Origin of the sequence: Pseudomonas sp. 13B_2.1_Bac1 (assembly GCF_025466155.1) — a bacterium.
GTDB classification, from domain to species: domain Bacteria; phylum Pseudomonadota; class Gammaproteobacteria; order Pseudomonadales; family Pseudomonadaceae; genus Aquipseudomonas; species Aquipseudomonas aylmerensis.
In genome coordinates this window covers 1-21715 of the sequence record NZ_JANLOH010000013.1, presented here as the reverse complement: position 1 = coordinate 21715, position 21715 = coordinate 1, and the positions used below count along the sequence as shown (strand labels likewise).

Below are 21715 nucleotides of genomic sequence, written 5' to 3'. Positions count from 1 at the left end.
ACCGCCGCGTCAACCGCGCCCGCGGTTGACCATCGCCAGCAGGGTCGCGAGCAGTTCCTGCTGCGCCTCTTCACGGCTGACTTCGCCACTGGCTGCCGCCTGGGACAAGGCTTCCGCCGCACCCAGCACCGCCCGCAGGCCGACCTGGGACACCGTGCCGCCGGGCGCGAAGGGCGACAGCGCGTCGCGGCACTTGGCGAGGAAAATCGCCTCGTATTCGCGCTTGAGGGTTTCCAGTTCCGGGGAGCTGCTCAGCGCGGCGATCACCCCCGGAATCTCCCGGCCCTGCAACAGCACGCAATCGACATAACTCGAAGCGATCACCCACGCGCGGCCTTCCAGCGTGGCATCGCTGGCCTCGATGGCTTGGGTAAACACCTTGTCCTGGCGCGCGTCGAAGTCGGCATACAGCGCGGCGAGCAAACCCGCGCGGGTGACGAAATGGTCGTAGACCACCGGCTTGGTCACTCCGGCGAGTTCCGCCAGGCGCCCCAGCGTCAGGGCTTCGGTGCCTTCATCGCGGACCAGTTGCCAGGCCACATCGAGCAGTTGGCGCAGACGATCTTCACGGCTCAAGCGCCGGCGTGGGGCAGGGGACTGACTGCTTGACATGCTTATATACCAAAAGTAACTTAGTGGCTGTAACTTACTAGTCGTAGCTTAAGCCCAAAGGGAGTCAATGTCATGCATGCACTCATCGTTGTCGCGCACCACGACCCACAATCCCTCACTCACGCCGTCGCGGCGCAGGTGGCCGCCGGCCTGACTGCCAGCGGCCACACCGTGGAAATCGCCGACCTCGCCGCCGAAGGCTTCGACCCGCGCTACACCGCCGCCGACCACCGCGTACACCGCACTCGCGCCACGCCACCGGCCGACGTATTGGCCGAGCAGGCGCGCATCGACCGCGCCGATGCGCTGGTACTGGCATTCCCGATCTACTGGTGGTCGCTGCCGGGCCTGCTCAAGGGCTGGGTCGACCGCGTGTTCGTCAACGGCTGGGCCATCGACTACGGCCCGGACACGCCGGTGGTGAAAAAGCTGCGGCACTTGCAGGTGCATCTGCTGGCGCTGGGCGCCGCCGATGAAAGCGCGTTTGAACGGCATGGTTATGCCCAGGCGATGCGTACGCAGATCGACTACGGGATTTTTGACTACTGTGGGGCGCAGGTGCTGACGTCCGAGCTGTTGCTGGAGTCGGAAAGCGACAGCGCGCAAAGCCATTTACGCACCGCCGAGAAGCTCGGCCGGCAGTTGTTTGTCCCGCGTCAGGTACGAGAGAACGCCTGAGCGCCAGCCTGTTCCAGGTTGCTTTGAATGAATCAAGCGTACCCAGTGCCATGTGCCAGGGCGCTAGTTCGAGCGCGGTTCAACCGTCGCGAAACAGGTCGTGGGCATCCAGCAGGCGGTAGGCGATCTCGGGGTGTTTTTCCATGCCCCGGCGAATCGCCGCCGGGATCGATTGGCGGGTCTTGCGGCACAGGCCTGGCAGGTCGTCGATGACGATCTGGATGCCGCGCATGCTCTTGACCTCGGTGTGGCCGGGGGCGATTTGCACGCGGATTCCGAGGAGTTCGTACATGCGTTGCTGCATGCGTTCGAGGTCCTGCAGGCTCTGCAGGTTTTCGAGGCGTTCGACCAGACGTTTTTCTTCCTGGCGCGTCAGGCTGAGGATGCGCAGGTCGGCGCCGGGACGTTCCAGCAGTTGTTCACGTTCGCAGACGCAGGCGCCGGGTGGGCAGGGTTGGCGAATTGTCATGTGCATTGCCTCCCCATTCCGGCGCCGATACCTCAGTAGGTCAGTTGGACCCCGAGACTGCCCAGGGCCTTCCAGTACTCAGGATAGGTCTTGGCCACGCAGTCCGGATCCTGGATGCGGATGCCCGCGACCTTCAGCCCGGCCAGCGCAAAGCACATGGCGATGCGGTGGTCGGCGTGGGTGTCGATCAAGGCATTGCACGCGGTGCCGGCCAACGCAGGGTCGGCGGCGACCAGCAAATCATCGCCCTCGATCGTGGCCAGGCCCGCACGGATTTCATTCAGGCCATCATGCAGCGCCTGCACACGGTCGCACTCCTTGACCCGCAGGTTGGCCAGCTCGGTGAAGCGCACCGGGGTGTTGTTGAATGCGGCGAGCACCGCCAGGGTCGGGATGGCGTCCTGCATCTGCGAACCGACGACCGTGGCCTGCATGTTCGGGAATTGCGCGATCACCGCCTGGGCCTTGGCGTCCGGCTGGGTGAAGTCCTGCGCGGCGACGCCGATGTCGATGCGCCCACCGGTCAGCACTTCAGCGGCCCACAGGTAGGTGGCGGCGGAGGCGTCGGGTTCGATCAGGTAGTCGTGCGCGGTGTAGCCGGTCGGTGCCACACGCCAGGTGGTGTCGTCGACCACCTCGACCTGTGCGCCGAACGCGCGCATGCAGTCCAGGGTCAGGTCGACGTAGCCGCGTGCACCGATGTCCTTGCCGGTCAGCGCCACTTCAATCGGCGCTTCGCCGCAGGCCGCCAGCATCAGCAGGGCCGACACGTACTGGCTGGACAAGCCGCCGTCGATCTCGAAGCGTTTAGCCGCGACTTTGCCCGCACCGTGCACGGTGACCGGTGGGCATCCGGTCGGGCTGTCGACCGCGATGCCGTTCTGGCGCAGGGTGGCCAGCAGCGGGCCGATCGGGCGTTTTTGCATATAGTCGTCGCCGTCCAGCACGACGGTGCCTTCAACGGTGGCGACGGCGGCGGTCAGAAAGCGCATGGCGGTGCCGGCATTGCCGAGGAACAGTGGCTGCGTCGGCAATTGCAGTTTGCCTTGGCCGGTGACGACGAAGGTGGTGTCATCCGGCTCGTCGATGGTCACGCCCATCTGGCGCAGGGCGACCGACATGTGGCGGGTGTCATCGCTTTTCAAGGCGCCGCTCAGGCGGCTGGTGCCCTTGGCCAGGGCCGCCAGCAGCAGGGCGCGGTTGGTAATGGATTTGGAGCCGGGGGGCGCGACCTTGCCATTGAGGGGGAAATTGGGCGGTGTCACGGTCACGGTTTTCTGCGAACTCAAGGTACGAGGCTCCTGATTCTAGGCGAGGTGGCACGGAGTGGCCGACGGGGCGGATTTGAATAATCGGGTATAGATGCGGTGCTTGTCGAGCTTGGGGTCGTGGTTGCTGATATTTATTGGGTGGGATTTGGTGTCACTGTGGGAGCTGGCTTGCCTGCGATGGCGGGCTTCGGGGCGCTGGGGGGGTTGGATCAGGTTGGGGGCATATCCGTTGTTTGGGTGAGGGCTGAGATTGGTTCCGCTCTTACAGCGGGTCACTTTTGGAAAAGAGCCCCAAAAGTAACCAAAAGGGCTCTTGCCCCAACACTCGGCACCTCGCCTAGGCTCGGTGTGCCCGTAATCCGACATTGATTTGGGGGGCCGCCGCCACGCGCCATCCATGGCGCGGGGCGGCTAAACCGGCATCCCTGCCGGTTTACCCCCCAAATCAATATCGAATTCCGGCCAGCGTGTTTGATGGGGCGCCTGAGATCAAGATCAAGATCAAGATCAAGATCAAGATCAAGATCACGATCACGATCAAGAGCAAAAGCACGGCGGCCTGATAGCCGGCCTGAGAGGTTAGATCAAAAGCAAAAACCTTTAGGAGCCGGCTTGGCGACTCGGGGTTTTAGATGCGCTCTGCAGCTTTTTATCGTTTTGCCAACCAGTAGTCATGCAGCGCGCGTGCGGCGGGTTCGAGTTCGCTGACTCGCTGCTGGTGTGTTTGCACGTCGAGGTCGGCGGGTAATTCGAAGTTGTCCTGTTCGGCGCACCAGGAGATTTTTTCCAGCAGTGCGGCTTGTTCCGCCGGCAGTTCCGGCCAGTTGCCGATGGCCGCGCCGCGGATGTAGCCAAAGCACCATTCTTCGGCCAGGGTGACGTTCTGGCCCTGGTGTTCGGTTTCGTCGAAGCGAGCCTTGAAGCCACGGGCGTCGGTGGCCAGTTGGCTGGCCAGGGTGTTGAGGTGGCGCACGCACAGTTCGAGGAAGCTTTGTGCTTCATCCATGTTGTCCCACTCCGGGTTCTGCCCGCCCCATATCGCCGGGAACCACTCGGCCACGTCGACCTGGGCTGGGCTGGAGACCAGCGCGGTGAAGTAACCGTCGAGTTCGGCCAGGTTCAGCACCGAGTGGTCGTCGCCGTACTTGAGCAGGGTCTCTTCGATGAAGTCGAAATCGGCGGCGGTGAGGGGTTGGGCGTGCATGGCATTTCCTTGAGCGTCGAGCGCCGCAGATGGGGCGGCTTAAAGCGCAAAGGATGGCGCTTGAGGCGGTTTTTATCCAGCGGTTTGCAGGGTTTTTACCCGAACCGCTGGCACAGTTTGCTCACGCACACCGCGCCCACTACCGCCAGAATGATCGGCACCAGGAAGTCATGGTCGATCCGGGTGAATTCCGCCACCAGCACGATCGCGGTCAGCGGCATGCTCATGCTGGCGGCCAGGAACGCTGCGGCGCCGATGATCGCGAACGCGCCTAGCGGCACGCCGGGCCAGGCCAGGCTCCAGGCGCCACCGAGGATGATCGCCAGTAGCGCGCCATTCGCCAGGCCCGGCGTCAGCAGGCCACCCTCGGCGCCGGCGCGCAGGCTGCTGGTGGTGATCAACACCTTGACCAGCAGCAACAGCGCCGCCAGGCCGATCGTCAGTTCATTGTCGAAACCCAGTTGCGCCGGGCCTTTGCCATTGCCGAGGATTTGCGGCAGCAGCATCGCCAGGCCGCCGATCAGAGTGAAGTTGATCAATGACCACACTGGCAGGCGCCAGCCGCGCGCGGCGTTGGCCCGCGCCGCGCCGGTCAGGCGGGTGAATCCATACGCGGCCACGCCGAACACCGGGCCGCACACCAGCGCCCAGGCGATCAATGCCGGGCTCAGCACAAAGTGCGGCACCACGTACTGCGATTCGGCACCCAGCCCGACCCAGGCCACCGCCGCGCCAATCGCCGAGGTAGCCAGGGCGATGATCGCCGCCGGCCAGCTGAACGCGCCCACCAGCACTTCCAGCACAAAGACCGCGCCGCCCAATGGCACGTTGTACACCGCCGCCAATCCGGCCCCTGCACCGCAAGCGACGATCAGGCGGTGCATGTGCGGTTCCAGCCGCGCCCGCTGCGACAACCACGTCGCCGCCAGCGCACCGACTTCGCGCGGCGCCACTTCACGCCCCAGCGGCGAGCCGAGTGCCACGGTGATGATCTGCAGCAAGGCGTGGGCGAGGGTGGTCTTGGGCGGCATGATCGGCATCTTCTCGGACACCGCCTGCCGGATGCTCACCAGCGGGCGGCCGTAGCGATAAAGCGTCCACCAGCCCAGCCCTGCGACCAGTCCGCACACCACCAGCACCAGCAGGCGCCGTTCGGGCGCTGCGGCGGTCACGCCGGATAAAAAGGTTGCATGGCTGACCAGGCTGTCGAGGCTGTAGCCGTAAGCCAGGTGCTGGATGCCATGCAGCAGCAACGCCAGGAGCATCCCGCCCAAGCCGGCACCGATGCCGGTCAGCACGACCACCAGGGCCAGGATCAAGGATGAGCGAAACGTGGTCGGCATAGGCGGCTCCAGGCAGTGGCCCTGATTGTATAGCCGATAAACCGGGCCTTACGGATGAAATGTATCGGCACTGCACGCAGCGCGTCCTCACAACATTCCATTACCTTTGCCAGTCCCGGTTTTGGCCGATGCGCCGTGGCGTACCCTTGTTATAGTTCGGGCCTTATCACTCGCCAGTCAGGGATCACTGCCATGTCCGAATACCAAGCTTTTGTCGTCGAACTCACCGGCAACGTTGCCCATGTGCAGATCAACCGCCCGGAAAAGATCAACGCGATGAACGCCGCGTTCTGGACCGAGATCATCGACATTTTCCAATGGATCGAAGACACCGACGCCGTCCGCGCGGTGGTGCTCAGTGGTGCCGGCAAGCATTTCTCCTCGGGTATCGACCTGATGATGCTGGCTTCGGTCGCGAATGAATTCGGCAAGGATGTGGGCCGTAACGCACGCTTGCTGCGCCGCAAGATCTTCGAGCTGCAAGCCTCATTCAACGCCGTCGACAACTGCCGCAAACCGGTACTGGCGGCGATCCAGGGTTACTGCATCGGCGGCGCCATCGACCTGATCAGCGCCTGCGACATGCGTTACGCCGCCGAGGGCGCGCAGTTCTCGATCAAGGAAATCGACATCGGCATGGCCGCCGACGTCGGCACCCTGCAGCGCCTGCCGCGCATTATCGGCGACGGCATGTTGCGCGAACTGGCCTACACCGGTCGCCAGTTCGGCGCCGAGGAAGCGCGCAGCATCGGCCTGGTCAATCGGGTGTATGCCGATCAGGACAGCCTGCTGGCCGGAGTCTTCGAAATCGCGCATGAAATCGCCGCCAAGTCGCCGATTGCGGTGACTGGCACCAAGGCGATGATCAGCTACATGCGTGACCATACAGTCAATGATGGTCTGGAATACGTTGCCACCTGGAACTCGGCTATGTTGCAATCCAACGACCTGCGCGTGGCCATTGCGGCCCATATGAGTAAGCAGAAACCCGAATTCGTGGATTGACTGACATGACCCCAGGCTGGATTACCACAACGCTGCTGGACAACGACGCCCCCGGCGGCTGGGCCGTCGCCCGCAGCCGCGACGGCTTTTTGCATGATGCCAACGGCCCGCTGTTCCCCCGGGAATGGCTCAAGCGCCAGGACCTTGCTGTGTTCGCCGAACACGGCATTGGTCACCTTGATGGCGAACCGGTGTACCTGCTGGAACTCGACGCGGCGGCGCAAGTGCCCGACTGCAGCTGGCAAGGCCTGCGCGGCTTCATGCTGCAAGGCGATCACACCCTGTACAAAGTGCTCGGCTACGCCGCGCAGATCGGTACCTGGGCGCGCGAACACCGTTTCTGCGGCAGTTGTGGCCAGGCGATGGTCCAGGTGCCACGGGAACGGGCGATGTTTTGCCAGGCCTGTGACCTGCGCAGCTATCCACGGATCTCGCCGAGCATGATTGTGCTGGTGACGCGTGGCGACGAAATCCTGCTGGCGCGTTCGCCGCGTTTTGTGACCGGTGTCTACAGCACGCTGGCAGGGTTTGCCGAGCCGGGCGAGTCGGCCGAAGACTGCCTGATCCGCGAAGTTCGCGAGGAAGTGCAGGTCGAGGTCAAGAATATCGAGTACCAGGGCAGCCAGTGCTGGCCGTTCCCGCATTCGATGATGCTGGGGTTCCACGCCGAGTACGCCGGCGGCGACATCGTGCCACAGGCCGACGAAATCGAGGACGCGCAATGGTTCAACATCCACGACCTGCCGCCGCTGCCGGCGTCACGTTCGATTGCGCGTTACCTGATCGACCTCTATGTGGCTCGGCGCCTAGGCCACGCTGAACCAGTGTTGCCAGGCTAGGCGCACTGTCAGCCCGAGCACCACGGTGATAAACACCGGGCGAATGAATTTGGCGCCGCCGCTGATAGCGCTGCGTGCGCCAAAAAACGCGCCGCCCATCACCGAGATGCCCATGGCCAGGCCGACGATCCAGTCCACCGAGCCATTGAAGATAAACACCGACAGCGCTGCCGCGTTGCTGACAAAGTTCATGCTGCGCGCCACGCCGCTGGCCTTCACCAGGTCGATGGGGTGCAACAGCATCGTGCTGACGGTCCAGAACGCCCCGGTGCCGGGTCCGGCCACGCCATCATAGAAGCCCAGGCCAAAGCCCTGGGTGGATTGCCATTTCTTCTTGATCGGCGCATCGGCGTCCAGCGGCGCCTTGGGCGTGCCGCCGAACAACAGGTACAGGCCGCAGCCGAACACAATCACCGGGAGCATCTTGTTCAGGGTTTCGGCAGGCAGGTAGTGCGCGACTACGGCACCGGTGAGGGCGCCGATCAGCGTCCCGACGATGGCATGCACCCACTGGCGCGGATGGAACAGCTTGCGCCGGTAAAAGGTGAAACTGGCGGTGGCGGAGCCGAAGGTGGAACTGAGCTTGTTGGTGCCCAGTACCAGGTGTGGCGGCATGCCGGCGGTGAGCAGTGCCGGGGTGGTCAGCAGGCCACCACCGCCGGCGATGGCGTCGATGAAACCGGCGATAAAGGCAACGACGGCGAGAATGGCGAGGGTGGTCAGGTCAACGCTGAGTTCGAAGGGCATGGCAGGGCTTATTCTTGGAAGGGCGCAGCGAAGGGGCTACACCGAAGGCCTGCATCTTACCTGCCGGATGTCCACAGATCCAAATGTAGGAGCCGGCTTGCCGGCGATAGCGCAACATCAGCCACTCTCTCAGGAGCTGACGAACCGCAATCGCCGACAAGCCGGCCCCTGCAAATGATTGGTGTCGGCGCGGTTATTTGTGGTTGCCCAGCCACTCCAGCGCCGTACGCCAGATACAAATCCCGAGGAAGTACGCCGACATCAACGACCACAACCCAAATGTCCACGGGTTGGTATTCGGGTAATCCATCACCATCAAAAAGCTGCACAGCAGCCAGATGGTGGTCACTGCGATGTTGATCGGCATGAACCGCTTGACCCGGAACGGGTGCAGGAACTTCATCGGGGTCACGGTCAGCAGTGCCAGGCCGATCACCGTCAGCAAGGTCACCCAGGCTTCCGGCTGGATGATGTACACGCACAGCGCCACCACGTTCCAGGCGGCGGGGAAGCCGACGAAGTAGTTGTCCTTGCTCTTCATGTTCACGTTGCAGAAGCAGAACAGCGACGACACCAGGATCACCGACACCGTGAACAGGTGAGTAAATTCCGGCAGGTCGATATAGCGGTAGATAAACAGTGCCGGGATAAACACGTAGGTGAGGTAATCGATCACCAGGTCCAGCACCGAGCCGTCGAAGCTGGGCAGCACCGTGCTGACATTGACCCGTCGCGCCAGGGAGCCATCGACGCCGTCCACTACCAGCGCGAAGCCGAGCCAGAGCAGGCAGGCCTTGGGCGAGTTTTCCAGCAGCGCCAGGGTGGCCAGGAAGGCCAGTACCACGCCGGTGGCGGTAAAGCCGTGGGCGCCCCAGGCTTTGAGTCTGGCTACATGCAGGGTCGATATCACGGGCGGTTCTCCAAAAGGTGAAACGGGGCAGCCGACGGTGTGACACCGTCGGGTCTGGCCGGGGAATGCAGGTATCGACCGGGAAGGGGGGGATAAGGTTCACCACCCCGGTGTATTGCTTAGCGTAGCAAGCGTAGGACGTTTCGGCATCAACCCTGGCGGAACACCAGGGCCTTCAAGCCGCTTTGTGGGTCGATATCCGGAAATTCCGGCGGATTCTGCAGCCGCTCGACAAAGCGCAGGCCCGGTGCTTCGCGGGTTACGCCGTCGATCAGGAAGTCTTCGCCGAAGGCCGGGTCGTTCATGCACGCCAGCACCGTGCCTTGTGGCGTCAGCAAGTCCGGCAGGCGACGCAGCACGCGCTGGTAGTCCTTGGTCAGCAAAAAGCTGCCTTTCTGGAACGACGGCGGGTCGATGATCACCAGGTCATAAGGGCCGCTGTTGATGACCTTGGCCCAGGACTTGAACAGGTCGTGGCCCAGGAAGCTGACCTTGCTCAGGTCGTGACCATTCAGGCGATGGTTGTCGCGGCCACGGCTGAGCGCGCCCCGCGCCATGTCCAGGTTCACCACATGGTCGGCGCCGCCTTCGATGGCCGCCACGGAAAACCCGCAGGTGTACGCAAACAGGTTGAGCACGCGCTGGCCCTTGGCCTGTTCGCGCACCCAGTTGCGCCCGTAGCGCATGTCGAGGAACAGCCCGCTATTCTGTTTTTTACCCAGGTCGATCAGGTAGCGCAGGCCGCCTTCGGTAATCACCTTCTCGTCGACGGCGGCGCCCGCCAGCCATTCGGTGGTGCTTTGCGGCAGGTAGCGGTGTTGCAGGGCAATGGTATGGGTACCGAACTCAGCCTGCAGCAGGTGTTTCAAGGCCTGCAGGTGCGCGGCCTCGGGCTCCTTGAACAGCGCGACCAGCAGCACGCCTTGCAGCCAGTCCACGGTCAATTGTTCCAGGCCCGGCCAGCAACGGCCACGGCCGTGGAACAGGCGCCGGGTTTCACTCGGCGGAGTAGCCAGGGCGGTGAGCAGGTGGGCATGCAGGGTGGCGAGGGCGTCTGGGGTCATCGTTAAACGTCAGTCATTGAGCGGGCGGCATTTTAAACACACTTGCGGGCTTGCGGGTTGGCTGAGCACAACGTGCTGGTAAAACCAGGATTGGCAGTGATTCATGCTCAAAATTCTGCTATCTGCGCCTGATAACAGGCAAAAAATCCTCCGGCACCCACATAAACTGGAAAAAAAGCCCGGAGGTGCCCATGAACGGTTTCGCGAGTGCAGTCAATCACACAGCCACGGATCAGTTGGAGCAGGACGAGTGGCGCGATGCCCTGGCCTCGCTGGTGGCCAACGCCGGGTCCGAGCGCGCCCGCCAGATCCTCGACCTGCTGGCCCGCGACGCCAGTGCGCCGCACATCGACTGGACTCCGCGCCACGGCACGCCCTACATCAACAGCATCAGCGTCGAGCAGCAGCCGGCGTTCCCCGGTGACCTCGCGACGGAAGAGCGCCTGGCCTCGCTGGTGCGCTGGAACGCGCTGGCCATGGTGGTGCGCGCCAACCAGGCGTATGGCGAACTCGGCGGCCACATTGCCAGCTACGCCAGTGCGGCGGATCTGTTCGAAGTGGGCTTCAACCACTTTTTTCGCGCCCGCAACGATGGGTTTGGCGGCGATTTGGTGTTCTACCAACCGCATTCCGCGCCGGGCATCTATGCGCGTGCGTTTCTCGAGGGGCGCCTGGACGAGGGCGACCTGGCCCACTATCGACAGGAACTCGGCGGACCAAAAGCCGGTGCGCGCGGGCTCTCCAGCTATCCGCACCCGTGGTTGATGCCGGATTTCTGGCAATTCCCCACCGGCTCCATGGGCATTGGCCCGATCAGCTCGATTTTCCAGGCGCGCTTTATGCGCTACCTGCAGCATCGCGGCTTGCAGGACACCACCGACCGCCACGTGTGGGGCGTGTTCGGCGACGGTGAAATGGACGAGCCGGAAAGCATGTCTGCGCTGACCCTGGCCGCGCGCGAAGGCCTGGATAACCTGACGTGGGTGGTCAACTGCAACCTGCAGCGCCTCGATGGGCCGGTGCGCGGCAACGGGCGCATCATCGACGAACTGGAGGCGTTGTTCGGCGGCGCTGGCTGGAACGTGATCAAGCTGGTCTGGGGTTCGGATTGGGACGCCTTGCTCGCCAAGGACGCCGACGGCTCGCTGGTCGATACGCTGTCGAACACCGTCGATGGGCAATTCCAGACCTTCGCCGCCAAGGACGGTGCCTACAACCGCGAACACTTCTTTGGCCAGAGCGAGGCCTTGGCCAGGCTGGTCGAGGGCATGAGCGACGAACAGATCGACCGTCTCAAGCGCGGCGGCCACGACATGGTCAAGATCCACGCCGCCTACCACGCCGCGCGCCGCGTCAAGGGCAAGCCCACGGTGATCCTCGCCCAGACCAAAAAGGGCTTCGGCATGGGCGAGGCGGGGCAGGGCAAGATGACCACGCACCAGCAGAAGAAGCTTGATCGCGAGGCTCTGATCGCCTTTCGCAATCGCTTCCAGTTGCCGCTGAGTGATGAACAGGCCGAGTCGCTGAGTTTCTTCAAGCCCGAGGACGACAGCCTTGAGCTGCGTTATCTGCATCAGCGGCGCAAGGCCCTGGGCGGTTATGTGCCCAGCCGCAGCCAATTTGCTGCGCCGGTGAGCATCCCGCCCATGGCGGGCTATGCCGGTTTCGCCACGGCCGCCGACGGCAAGGAAATGTCCACCACCATGGCCTTCGTGCGCATGCTCACCCAGTTGCTCAAGGACAAGGCGCTGGGCCCGCGCATCGTGCCGATTGTGGCGGACGAGGCGCGCACCTTCGGCATGGCCAACCTGTTCAAGCAGATCGGTATCTATTCCAGCGTCGGCCAGCGCTACGAGCCGGAAGACATCGGCTCGATCCTCAGCTACCGCGAGGCCACGGACGGGCAGATCCTGGAGGAAGGCATCAGCGAAGCCAGCGCCATCAGCTCCTGGGTCGCAGCGGCCACCAGCTACTCGGTGCATGGCCTGCGCATGTTGCCGTTCTACATCTATTACTCGATGTTCGGCTTCCAGCGCGTGGGCGACCTGATCTGGGCCGCCGCCGACCAGCGCGCCCGCGGTTTCCTGCTCGGCGCCACTGCCGGGCGCACCACCCTCGGCGGCGAAGGCCTGCAGCACCAGGACGGCAGCAGCCACCTCACGGCCGCCACCGTGCCGAACTGCCGCGCCTATGACCCGGCATTTGCCGGCGAATTTGCAGTGATCCTCGACCACGGCATGCGCCAGATGCTGGAGCACGACGTGGACGAGTTCTACTACGTGACCCTGATGAACGAAAACTACCCGCAGCCGAGCCTGCCGGAAGGGGTTGAAGCGGCGATCATCAAGGGCCTGTATCGTCTGCAAGGCACCGCCGGCGCCCAGGTGCGCCTGCTCGGTGCGGGCACGCTGGTGCGCGAGGCGCAGGCTGCGGCGCAGTTGCTGGCAGACGATTGGCAGGTGAGCAGCGAAGTGTTCAGCGTGACCAGTTTCAGCGAACTGGCGCGTGAAGCGCGCGAGGTGGAACGCTGGAACCGCCTGCACCCGCAGGAAGCCGCACGCAGCAGCCACCTCGCGGATTGCCTGCCCACCGGCGCGCCGGTGATCGCGGTGTCTGACTACGTGCGCGCAGTGCCGCAGATGATTGGCTCGTACCTGGACTCGCGCTACACCGTGCTCGGCACCGATGGCTTCGGGCGCAGTGATACGCGGGCGGCGTTGCGCGATTTCTTTGAAGTGGACCGCCATCACCTGGTGCTGGCAGCGCTGACGGCGTTGGTGGAGCAGGGGAGTCTGCAGCCGCAGGTGTGCCAGCAGGCGATTGAGCGGTACGGCCTGCAGGCGGAACGCGAAGCGTCCTGGACCCGCTGAACCTGCGGGAGCCCGACCAGCCGGGCTCCTACGGGGCGGCGGTGTTGGTCAGAGGGTGGCGATCAGGGCCGGCCCAAACGCTTCTTTCAAGAAGACCGGGGCGATATACCGCTCGTAATGCGCCTCGGACAGCAGGAAAAACTCGCGGTCAATCGCATCGCGCAAATCCGCCAGGCTGCGCTCGCGAAACTCCGGCAGCAACGCCAGGCCATACGCATCCAGCTTGGAAATCACCCGCGCACCCCGCGCAATCAGCTGGTAGGCCCAGCAATACGGCGATTGGTGCGGCATGAAGCGAATCTTGCGGTCTTCCAGCTGCTGGCGCAGGCGCTGCGGGTCAAGCACTTCGAGCTTGCTGGCCATCACCTGCACCAACAGCTGTTCCAGGCGCAGCCACACCGCCTGCTTTTCATCGGCGTTGTAGCCATTCCACTGGATGACTTCATGGTGATAACGCTTGCACCCCCGGCAGACCAGGTCACCGTAGACGGTAGAGCAGAGGCCGACGCAGGGCGTCTTGATGGTTTGATTGGGCATAAATAGCGACTGCTTTTCTAATCAAGAAAACGTGGGCTCATTTTCAATCTGGTGATGAAAGTGTTAGCGCGTTTTGTCGGTTTTTCTTTGTGGCTGAGCGGGCAAAGATGGGCGCATTCCACACCGAGTACCGATCATGAAACTCACCCTCAAACCCCTGGGATACTGGCTCTGCGCAGTGATGATTGCCGTTGCGAGCAGCGTCTTCGCAAGTCCGCCCTCTAACGGAGTTACCGTCATGAACAAACAGCTGGTATCGATCGCAGTCCTCAAGGCCAAGCCAGGCAAACAACAGGCGCTCAAGGAAGGCTTGTTGGCGCTGGTGGAGCCTACGCGCACAGAACCCGGCAACCTTGACTATGTGCTGTATGAACTGCGGGACGAACCCGGCACGTTCTACATGCGTGAAGCGTTCAAGGACCAGGCGGCACTCGATGCGCATTTTGCGACGGCATACTTTCAGCGGTTTGCCGCGACGGCGGATGAGCTGCTCAGCGAGCCGTTGAAGCTGATCTTTCTGGAGCAGGTTTCCAACTGAGGAGCGATGGCGGTATTCAGGGCGCCATCGCCGGTTTGCCGGCGATAGCGTCCACAAAGTCAATCAGTCCCAGCTCAACGCCCCACCAGTCTGATACTCGATCACACGGGTCTCAAAGAAGTTCTTCTCTTTCTTCAAGTCCATGATCTCGCTCATCCACGGGAACGGGTTAGTGGTCCCTGGATACTCTTCCTTCAACCCAATCTGCGACAGGCGACGGTTGGCGATGAACTTCAGATAATCCTCCATCATCGCCGCATTCATCCCCAACACCCCACGAGGCATGGTGTCACGCGCATATTCGATTTCCAGCTGAGTCCCTTGCAGGATCATCTGGGTCGCTTCTTCCTTCATCTCGGCATCCCACAAGTGTGGGTTTTCGATTTTGATCTGGTTGATCACGTCGATACCGAAGTTCAGGTGCATCGATTCGTCACGCAGGATGTACTGGAACTGCTCGGCGACGCCGGTCATTTTGTTGCGGCGGCCCATCGACAGGATCTGGGTGAAGCCGCAGTAGAAGAAGATGCCTTCCAGGACGCAGTAGTAGGCGACCAGGTTGCGCAGCAGCTCTTTGTCAGTCTCGACGGTGCCGGTTTCGAACTTGGGATCGGAGATCGAACGGGTGTATTTCAGGCCCCAGGCGGCTTTTTTCGCGACCGATGGGATCTCGTGGTACATGTTGAAGATCTCGCCTTCATCCATGGCCAGCGATTCGATGCAGTACTGGTAGGCGTGGGTGTGGATCGCTTCCTCGAAGGCCTGGCGCAGGATGTACTGGCGGCACTCCGGGTTGGTGATCAGGCGGTACACGGCCAGGACCAGGTTGTTGGCAACCAGCGAATCGGCGGTGGAGAAGAAGCCGAGGTTGCGCATGACGATGCGACGTTCGTCGTCGGTCAGGCCTTCGGGGTTTTTCCACAGGGCGATGTCGGCGGTCATGTTGACCTCTTGCGGCATCCAGTGGTTGGCGCAGCCGTCGAGGTACTTCTGCCAGGCCCAGTCGTACTTGAAGGGCACGAGTTGGTTGAGGTCGGCGCGGCAGTTGATCATGCGCTTTTCGTCAACGGCGACGCGGGCGGCGGAGCCTTCCAGCTCGGCGAGGCCTTCGGCGACGTCGAGTTTGTCGAGGGCGGCCTTGGCGCGGATGATCGCGGCGGAGTCGTTGGCCGTCACGTTGCGCGCTTCCAGCGCGGCGGCGGCGCCTGCGCCATCCAGGCGGTCCATGTTGGCTTCACTGGCGTGGCCGGCGTTGGCGCCCTTGATCACCGCTGCACCGGTGTCTTCGTTGTCGACTTCATCCCAACTCAGCATTGAAATACTCCTTCCTGGTCTGTTCTGACGGCGTGTGAACCCGTCCAAAAATATGTAATTTGCAGGCTACTAGGCATTGAAATACTGCGCATAGTGTGGTCGGTAAATATCGATTCTGCACACTATGTAGTGGTCTGTTCTGTTTGTGGGCACACTATATGGTGTGTAACAAAGATGGTCAACGCACAAGATGTGCGCTCTCGAGTGGCTGCCGTGACGCGGGTCAGCTATAAAGGCCGGGATTATTGACCCGAATCAGGACCTCAAGGGAATGAGCGATTTATTGATCCGCGCCGCCCGTCTGGAAGACGCCGAAGGCATTTTCCAGGTGCATAAAAACTCCGTCGAAAGCCTGTGCCACGCCGATTACGGCCCGACCCAGATCAGCATGTGGCTGGATGGCCGCTCGCCCGAGACGTACCGCGAGGCAATCGTAGCCGGCAATGTGTGGCTGGCCTGCACGGACGTGATCCAGGGGGTCGTGGAAATCGATGGCCACGAAGTCAGTAAACTGTTTGTGCGTGGCCAGGCCGCCGGGCAGGGCGTAGGGGCTCGCCTGCTCCGCGAAGCGCTGGCGCGCATCGAAGCTGCCGGTCATGCCAAGGCGTATCTGGAAGCGACCCTCACCGCCGAAAAATTCTATGCCGCGAGCGGCTTTCGCAAGATTGGCGAGGGCACCTTCAGCCGTGGCAACAGCCCGGTTTGCATCGAGATCATCAAGATGGAGCGCGCTTTTCCGCGGGCATGAGAAAAACTCACAGCCCCATGACTTTTAATGGTTACGCCCACCCTCAGCGCCAGTGCTAAAAAATCGCCAACCAGCTCCCCATAACAACAAAGAGCGTTTGCGAAATGAAAACACTGGATCTGTACATCGGCGAAGGCTTTGAAGGCCCGGGCGTCAACGCGGCCCACATCAATATCCTGATCGGCCCGCGCAACGGCCCGGCCGGCCAGGCGTTCGCCAACAGCCTGGCGTCTCCCAGCCAAGGGCATTGCCCGTTCATGGTGATCGCCCAGCCGAACATCCCGGTCAAGCCCATGACCCTCTACGTCAACAAGGCCGCGATCGGCAGCGACCTGCACGGCAACGCCACCTGGGGCGCGTCCCAGGCCGGTATCGCCAAGGCCGTGCTCGAAGCGTTGCTGGACGGCACCTTGCCGGCCGAGGCCGAAGACGAGTGGGCCATCGTCACCGCCAACTGGGTCAACCCGGCCTGCGACGACCTCGATGCCGTCTACCTGAACAACTACAACGCCTGCCGCACCGCGATCCGCGCCGCCCTCACCGGTACGCCGTACACCGCGCAACTGGCGGACGTGGTCAACCAGATCAGCAACCCTTTCTACACGCCTAAAGCCTGAGGACATCCCCATGCAATACATTCGTTTGGGCAACTCCGGCCTGCAAGTCTCGCGCCTGTGCCTGGGCACCATGAACATGGGCACCCCGGACTGGAAACCGTGGATCTTCGACGAGAAGCAAAGCGAGCCGATCGTCGCCCACGCCCTGGCCAACGGCGTCAATTTCATCGACCTGGCCGACTTCTATTCCGCCGGTGTCGGCGAGGAAGTGGTAGGGCGCATCCTCAAGCGCGTCGCCCGGCGTGACGAGATCGTGGTCACCACCAAGGTCGGCTACGGCACCCGCGGCGGCATCAACGCCAGCGGCCATTCGCGCAAGCACATCATGGACAGCATCGACGCATCCCTCAGCCGCCTGGGCATGGATTACGTCGACGTGTTCATGCTGCATTACTTCGACGTGAACACCCCGGTCGAAGAAACCATGAGCGCCCTCAATGACATCGTGCGTTCCGGCAAGGCGCGCTACATCGGCGTGTCGACCATGCTCACCGGCCAGCTGGCGAAAATTCTCCTGGCCTGCGAACGCAATGGCTGGGTCAAGCCGATCAACATGCAGCTGCAACTGAACTGCGCCTACCGCGAGGAAGAGCGCGAGATGATTCCGTTCTGCCGCGACCAGGGCCTCGGCGTCTCGGTGTTCAGCCCGCTGGCGCGCGGCTTGCTCACCGGCGAGGTGCAGTCGACGCGCAACCAGACCGATTTCTTCACCCAGCAGATGTACAGCGACCAAACCTCGTTCGATATCGCCCATTCGGTGCAGCGCGTGGCACGTGCCCGTGGCGTGTCCAACGCGCAGATCGCCCAGGCGTGGGTCGCCAACCATCCAGGTGTCGATGTGATGCTGGTGGGTGCCGACACCACCGCGCAGTTCGACAGCGCGCTGGCCGCCCTCGACACCCAATTGGATGCCGAAGAACTGCATGAGCTGGAACGCAACTACACACCGTGCGATGTGATCAACGACTACACCGCCGGCAAGCGCATCCTGCGTGCGGCCCGTCCGGGCCTGGACCGTTTCAACCTGATCGAGGCCGTGGCATGAACCCGCTGATCCGTACTGGCAACTACATCGATGGCCAATGGTCCAGCGGTGGCCCGACCTACCCGGTGCTCAACCCGGCGAATGGCGCGCTGATCGCCGACGTACAACGCGCCGGCGCTGAGCACACCGACCTGGCCATCGCCGCCGCCCACCGGGCGTTGCCAGCCTGGCGCACGCTCACGGCGAAGGAGCGCAGCCAGCGCCTCAAGCGCTGGAGCGAGCTGATGCTCAGCCATCAGAAAGACCTCGCGCAGTTGCTCAGCCTCGAGCAGGGCAAGCCCCTCGCCGAAGCCATGGGCGAAGTGGTCTACGCCGCGAGCTTCCTGGAGTGGTTTGGCGAAGAGGCCAAGCGTGCCTATGGCGACGTGATTCCGAGCCACAAGGCCGATGCCCGCATCATCGTGACCAAGGAAGCCATCGGCGTGGTCGCGGCGATCACGCCGTGGAATTTCCCCCTGGCGATGGTCACCCGCAAGGTCGGCCCGGCGCTGGCGGCGGGCTGCACGATGATCCTCAAGCCCTCGGAGGAAACCCCGCTGTCGGCCTTCGCCCTGGCGGTCCTTGCCGAGCAGGCCGGCATTCCCGCCGGTGTGTTCAATATTGTCTCCGGTGACGCCGTGGCCATCGGCGGCGCGCTGCAGGCCTCCAGTGTGGTGCGCAAGCTGTCGTTCACCGGCTCGACGCGCACCGGCAAATTGCTCATGCGCCAGGCGGCGGACACGCTGAAAAAAGTCTCGCTGGAACTGGGCGGCAACGCGCCATTCATTGTGTTCGACGACGCCGACCTCGACGCCGCCGTCAAAGGCGCGATGGCGTCCAAGTTCCGCAATACCGGGCAGACCTGTGTGTGCGTCAACCGCTTCTTTATCCAGGGCGGCGTGTATGACGCGTTCACCTCCAAACTCGCCGAGGCGGTCAAGGCCATGCGCGTCGGCAGCGCCCTGGACGGCGACACCGAGCAAGGCCCGCTGATCAACGCCGCCGCGCTGGCCAAGGTTGAAGCCCACGTGGGCGACGCCTTGGAAAAGGGCGCCAAGCTGTTGTGCGGCGGCCGGCGCCATGCGCTGGGCGGCACCTTCTTCGAGCCGACCATCCTCACCGAAGCCCACGGCGAGATGCTGATCGCCCAGGAAGAAACCTTCGGCCCGGTGGCGGCGTGCTTCCGCTTCAGCGATGAAGCCGAGGTGCTGCAGCGCGCCAATGACACGCCGTTCGGCTTGTCAGCCTACTTCTACAGCCGCGACATCGGCCGTGTGTGGCGCATGGCCGAAGGCCTGGAGGCGGGCATGGTCGGCATCAATGAAGGGATCATCTCCACCGAAGTCGCGCCGTTTGGCGGCATCAAGGAATCCGGCCTCGGCCGCGAAGGCTCCAAGTACGGCCTGGATGATTACCTGGAGATCAAATACCTGTTGATGGGCGGGCTGTAGATCCCAGGTCTGCAAGCAGCAGAGGTCGACTGTGGGAGCTGGCTGGCCTGCGACAGCGGTACGCCAGCGACCCATGTTTCGACCGATCCACCGCTCGCAGGCAAGCCAGCGCCTACACAGAGCAACCACAAGGCGCACGCCCACCGTTACTCCATCAAAAACAACAATAGGGAGAACACCATGACCGCCCAACCCGTCAATATCGACGACCTGCCGATCGGCCGCTTTCACCTGAAGATCGCCGGCCTGACCTTCGGCGCGCACTTCACCGATGGCTACATCCTCGGCCTGATCGGTATCGCTTTCACCCTGCTCAGCCCACAGATGCAACTCGACGCCTTCTGGCAAGGCTTGATCGGTGCCTCGGCGCTGATCGGGCTGTTCCTCGGCAGCCTGTTTTTCGGCTGGATCTCCGACACCCTCGGCCGGCAGAAAATCTTCCTGGTCAGCTTTGTGTTGATCACTGTCGCCTCGGTCATGCAGTTCTATGCCGAAACGGCCATGGGCCTGTTGTTGTGCCGCATCCTCATCGGCATTGGCCTGGGCGGTGATTTCAGTGTCGGCCATGCCATGCTGGCGGAGTTCTCGCCGAAGAAACATCGCGGCGTGCTGCTGGGCTCATTCAGTGTGATCTGGACCTTCGGCTACGTGGCCGCAACCTTTGTCGGCACGGCGATGCTCAGCCTGGGTGACGATGCCTGGCGCTGGATGCTGGCGTCCTCGGCGATTCCCGCCGGGCTGATCCTGATCGCGCGTATCGGCACCCCGGAATCACCGCGCTGGCTGATCAACCGTGGGCGCATCGCCGAAGCCCGCGCCATCGTCAAGAAGCACCTCGGCGAACACGTGGTCCTCGATGAAGAACCGTCGACGCCGACCCGCTCGGGCTACGGCGTCCTGTTCAGCCGTGAATACCGCAAGCGCACGGCGTTCAACTGCCTGTTCTTTGTGTGCATCGTGATGCCGTACTTTGCGATCTACACGTTCCTGCCGTCGATCCTGCAGAAGATGGGCCTGTCCCAGGGCTTTGGCACCGAACTGCTGCTCAACCTGTTGCTGATTGTCGGTGCGCTGATCGGCATCTGGTGCACGGTGAAGTTCTCGCGCCGGGGCTTCCTGATCAACTCGTTCATCATCCTCGCCGTCGCGCTGTTCCTGCTCGCGGTGTTGCCGGCCAGCATGGCCTGGCTGATGGTGCTGACCTTCGGCGTGTTCACCCTGGTGTTGTCGGCGGTGAGCAACCTGGTCGGGGTGTTCCCGGCAGAAAGCTTCCCCACCGAAGTGCGTGCCAGCGGCATCGGCCTGGCGACGGCGGTGAGCCGCCTGGGCTCGGCGGTCAGTACCTTCCTGCTGCCGGTGAGCGTGGCCGGCATCGGCTTGAGCCCGACCATGGGCATTCTCTCGGCGATCCTGGTGCTGGGCGCGCTCATCTCCTGGGCCTGGGCGCCGGAAACCAAGGCGTTGACCTTGAGCCAGGCGTGCAAGGCCGAGGCGCCCGTGCCATCAGGGATTGCTGACCTGGCCCAGCCACTGCGTAAACAGCCGAACCTTGGATAAGCCCAGCTTGTCCGGCGCCACATCCAGCCAATAGCCATACGGGCCGATCACCTCCACGGGGGTGATCGGCAGCAGGCTGCCATTGGCCAACTCCCGCTCGATCATCTGCCGGTCGATCACTGCCAGTCCACCGCCTGCCAGCGCGGTGTGAATCACCTGGTCGAGGGTGCTGAATTCCAGGCCCTGGTCCGCATCGATGTCCTCCCGGCCCATGGCCGCCAGCCAGTTCTCCCAGACCTTCAAGCGCTTGCCGTCGTGCAGGATATGCAGCAGCGGGGCGCGGCGCAGGTCGGGCGGCTGGCCGTCGATGAACAGCTCCGGGCTGGCCACGGCGATGTGGCGTTCCATCACCAGCAATTCGCTGCTGCAATGCAGCGCCGGTTCCAGGCCGAAGCGGATCTGGCAGTCGATTTCCGCCAGGCTTGCGTGACTGTTTTGATGGGTGACGCTGAGGTTGATGTCCGGGTAGCGCTCGCAAAAGCGCCGCAATTGCGCGGACAGCCAGCGCGTGGCCCAGGTCGGCGGCGCGACGATGCGCAGGCGCTGGCGCAGGTTGGGCACGCGCACGGCCTGCAGGGCTCGCTCGATATGGTCGAAGGCGTCACTCAGGTGCGGCGAGAGGGCGAAGCCGGCTTCCGTCAGGGCCAGGCCTTGCGGCGTGCGGATGAACAGAGCGACACCGAGGTAGTCCTCCAACTGCTTGATCTGCCGGCTGACCGCTCCTTGGGTCACGTTGAGGCCGACGGCGGCCTGGCTGAAGCTGCGGTGGCGGGCGACTTCTTCGAAGACGCGGAGCATGTTGAGGGAGGGGAGTTGGCGCATGGTCCGAGTTCCACACTTTATTTTTATGGTGTTGGTGCTGACCTCTTCGCGGGGGCGCCCCCCCCCCCCCATTTTAATTCTTTCAAACTTGGGTG

21 protein-coding genes are annotated in these 21715 nt (G+C 63.1%); 10 read left to right on the top strand and 11 right to left on the bottom strand.

Annotation, left to right across the window (positions count from 1 at the left end):
* Positions 1–9: 9 nt before the first annotated feature.
* Positions 10–612: a TetR/AcrR family transcriptional regulator gene (locus NTD80_RS03025; RefSeq protein WP_065906671.1), complete on the bottom strand. Its 603-nt coding sequence runs from the start codon at positions 610–612 to the stop codon at positions 10–12.
* Positions 613–684: 72 nt separating this feature from the next.
* On the opposite strand from NTD80_RS03025, the gene NTD80_RS03020 reads away from it, so the two are divergent.
* Complete coding sequence (locus tag NTD80_RS03020; RefSeq protein WP_065906672.1) at positions 685–1290, top strand: NAD(P)H-dependent oxidoreductase; 606 nt, start codon at positions 685–687, stop codon at positions 1288–1290.
* A 79-nt stretch (positions 1291–1369) separates the two neighbouring features.
* On the opposite strand, the gene NTD80_RS03015 is transcribed toward NTD80_RS03020, so the two are convergent.
* From NTD80_RS03015 to NTD80_RS03000, 4 genes are all read right to left on the bottom strand, one after another.
* Positions 1370–1759, bottom strand: coding sequence for a hypothetical protein (locus NTD80_RS03015; RefSeq protein WP_262132093.1), 390 nt, complete (start codon positions 1757–1759; stop codon positions 1370–1372).
* A gap of 32 nt (positions 1760–1791) precedes the next feature.
* Positions 1792–3048, bottom strand: a complete 1257-nt coding sequence (locus NTD80_RS03010) for a 3-phosphoshikimate 1-carboxyvinyltransferase (protein ID WP_065906673.1) — start codon at positions 3046–3048, stop codon at positions 1792–1794.
* A gap of 631 nt (positions 3049–3679) precedes the next feature.
* A complete protein-coding gene (locus NTD80_RS03005; RefSeq protein WP_065906675.1) occupies positions 3680–4234 on the bottom strand; it encodes a UPF0149 family protein in 555 nt (184 codons plus the stop codon).
* Between the two features lie 95 nt (positions 4235–4329).
* Positions 4330–5577 carry a chloride channel protein gene (locus NTD80_RS03000; RefSeq protein WP_120448423.1) on the bottom strand — a complete coding sequence of 416 codons (1248 nt, stop codon included), beginning with the start codon at positions 5575–5577 and terminating at the stop codon, positions 4330–4332.
* 192 nt (positions 5578–5769) lie between these two features.
* Between NTD80_RS03000 and NTD80_RS02995 the strand changes: the two genes are divergently transcribed.
* Both NTD80_RS02995 and nudC read left to right on the top strand, forming a co-directional pair.
* Positions 5770–6582 carry a crotonase/enoyl-CoA hydratase family protein gene (locus NTD80_RS02995; RefSeq protein WP_106804109.1) on the top strand — a complete coding sequence of 271 codons (813 nt, stop codon included), beginning with the start codon at positions 5770–5772 and terminating at the stop codon, positions 6580–6582.
* 5 nt (positions 6583–6587) lie between these two features.
* Positions 6588–7421, top strand: coding sequence for an NAD(+) diphosphatase (gene nudC, locus NTD80_RS02990; protein ID WP_065906678.1), 834 nt, complete (start codon positions 6588–6590; stop codon positions 7419–7421).
* On the opposite strand, the gene NTD80_RS02985 is transcribed toward nudC, so the two are convergent.
* From NTD80_RS02985 to NTD80_RS02975, 3 genes are all read right to left on the bottom strand, one after another.
* Positions 7389–8168 carry a TSUP family transporter gene (locus tag NTD80_RS02985; RefSeq protein ID WP_065906679.1) on the bottom strand — a complete coding sequence of 260 codons (780 nt, stop codon included), beginning with the start codon at positions 8166–8168 and terminating at the stop codon, positions 7389–7391. The genes nudC and NTD80_RS02985 overlap by 33 nt on opposite strands.
* A gap of 193 nt (positions 8169–8361) precedes the next feature.
* On the bottom strand, positions 8362–9078 hold the full coding sequence (gene pcsA / locus NTD80_RS02980; RefSeq protein ID WP_065906682.1) for a phosphatidylcholine synthase: 717 nt from the start codon (positions 9076–9078) through the stop codon (positions 8362–8364).
* A 149-nt stretch (positions 9079–9227) separates the two neighbouring features.
* Entirely contained in the window at positions 9228–10142 is a 915-nt protein-coding gene (locus NTD80_RS02975) for a class I SAM-dependent methyltransferase (RefSeq protein ID WP_262132091.1), read from the bottom strand.
* A gap of 191 nt (positions 10143–10333) precedes the next feature.
* Here NTD80_RS02975 and mdeB point away from each other — a divergent pair, with 191 nt between their 5' ends.
* Positions 10334–13012 (top strand): alpha-ketoglutarate dehydrogenase, encoded by a 2679-nt coding sequence (mdeB, locus tag NTD80_RS02970; protein ID WP_262132090.1) that lies wholly within the window; start codon positions 10334–10336, stop codon positions 13010–13012.
* Positions 13013–13060: 48 nt separating this feature from the next.
* Here mdeB and NTD80_RS02965 read toward each other — a convergent pair whose 3' ends face one another.
* The gene (locus tag NTD80_RS02965) at positions 13061–13549 is read right to left on the bottom strand and encodes a DUF1289 domain-containing protein (protein WP_106804105.1); all 489 of its coding nucleotides are present in this window, start codon (positions 13547–13549) and stop codon (positions 13061–13063) included.
* A 238-nt stretch (positions 13550–13787) separates the two neighbouring features.
* Here NTD80_RS02965 and NTD80_RS02960 point away from each other — a divergent pair, with 238 nt between their 5' ends.
* A complete protein-coding gene (locus NTD80_RS02960; RefSeq protein ID WP_262132089.1) occupies positions 13788–14087 on the top strand; it encodes a putative quinol monooxygenase in 300 nt (99 codons plus the stop codon).
* Positions 14088–14150: 63 nt separating this feature from the next.
* Here the strand turns inward: NTD80_RS02960 and NTD80_RS02955 are convergent, their stop codons facing one another.
* Positions 14151–15401: a ribonucleotide-diphosphate reductase subunit beta gene (locus tag NTD80_RS02955; RefSeq protein WP_005788524.1), complete on the bottom strand. Its 1251-nt coding sequence runs from the start codon at positions 15399–15401 to the stop codon at positions 14151–14153.
* 271 nt (positions 15402–15672) lie between these two features.
* Between NTD80_RS02955 and NTD80_RS02950 the strand changes: the two genes are divergently transcribed.
* The 5 genes from NTD80_RS02950 to NTD80_RS02930 all read left to right on the top strand — a co-directional run bounded on the left by NTD80_RS02950 (position 15673) and on the right by NTD80_RS02930 (position 20798).
* On the top strand, positions 15673–16149 hold the full coding sequence (locus NTD80_RS02950) for a GNAT family N-acetyltransferase (RefSeq protein ID WP_262132087.1): 477 nt from the start codon (positions 15673–15675) through the stop codon (positions 16147–16149).
* A gap of 104 nt (positions 16150–16253) precedes the next feature.
* Positions 16254–16766 carry a formaldehyde-activating enzyme gene (fae, locus tag NTD80_RS02945; protein WP_065906694.1) on the top strand — a complete coding sequence of 171 codons (513 nt, stop codon included), beginning with the start codon at positions 16254–16256 and terminating at the stop codon, positions 16764–16766.
* Between the two features lie 10 nt (positions 16767–16776).
* The gene (locus NTD80_RS02940; RefSeq protein WP_262132086.1) at positions 16777–17811 is read left to right on the top strand and encodes an aldo/keto reductase; all 1035 of its coding nucleotides are present in this window, start codon (positions 16777–16779) and stop codon (positions 17809–17811) included.
* The gene (locus tag NTD80_RS02935) at positions 17808–19241 is read left to right on the top strand and encodes an NAD-dependent succinate-semialdehyde dehydrogenase (protein ID WP_262132084.1); all 1434 of its coding nucleotides are present in this window, start codon (positions 17808–17810) and stop codon (positions 19239–19241) included. Before NTD80_RS02940 ends, NTD80_RS02935 begins: the two co-directional genes overlap by 4 nt.
* A gap of 180 nt (positions 19242–19421) precedes the next feature.
* A complete protein-coding gene (locus NTD80_RS02930; RefSeq protein WP_262132082.1) occupies positions 19422–20798 on the top strand; it encodes an MFS transporter in 1377 nt (458 codons plus the stop codon).
* Here the strand turns inward: NTD80_RS02930 and NTD80_RS02925 are convergent.
* On the bottom strand, positions 20745–21620 hold the full coding sequence (locus NTD80_RS02925; protein ID WP_262132080.1) for a LysR substrate-binding domain-containing protein: 876 nt from the start codon (positions 21618–21620) through the stop codon (positions 20745–20747). The genes NTD80_RS02930 and NTD80_RS02925 overlap by 54 nt on opposite strands.
* Positions 21621–21715: the final 95 nt, after the last annotated feature.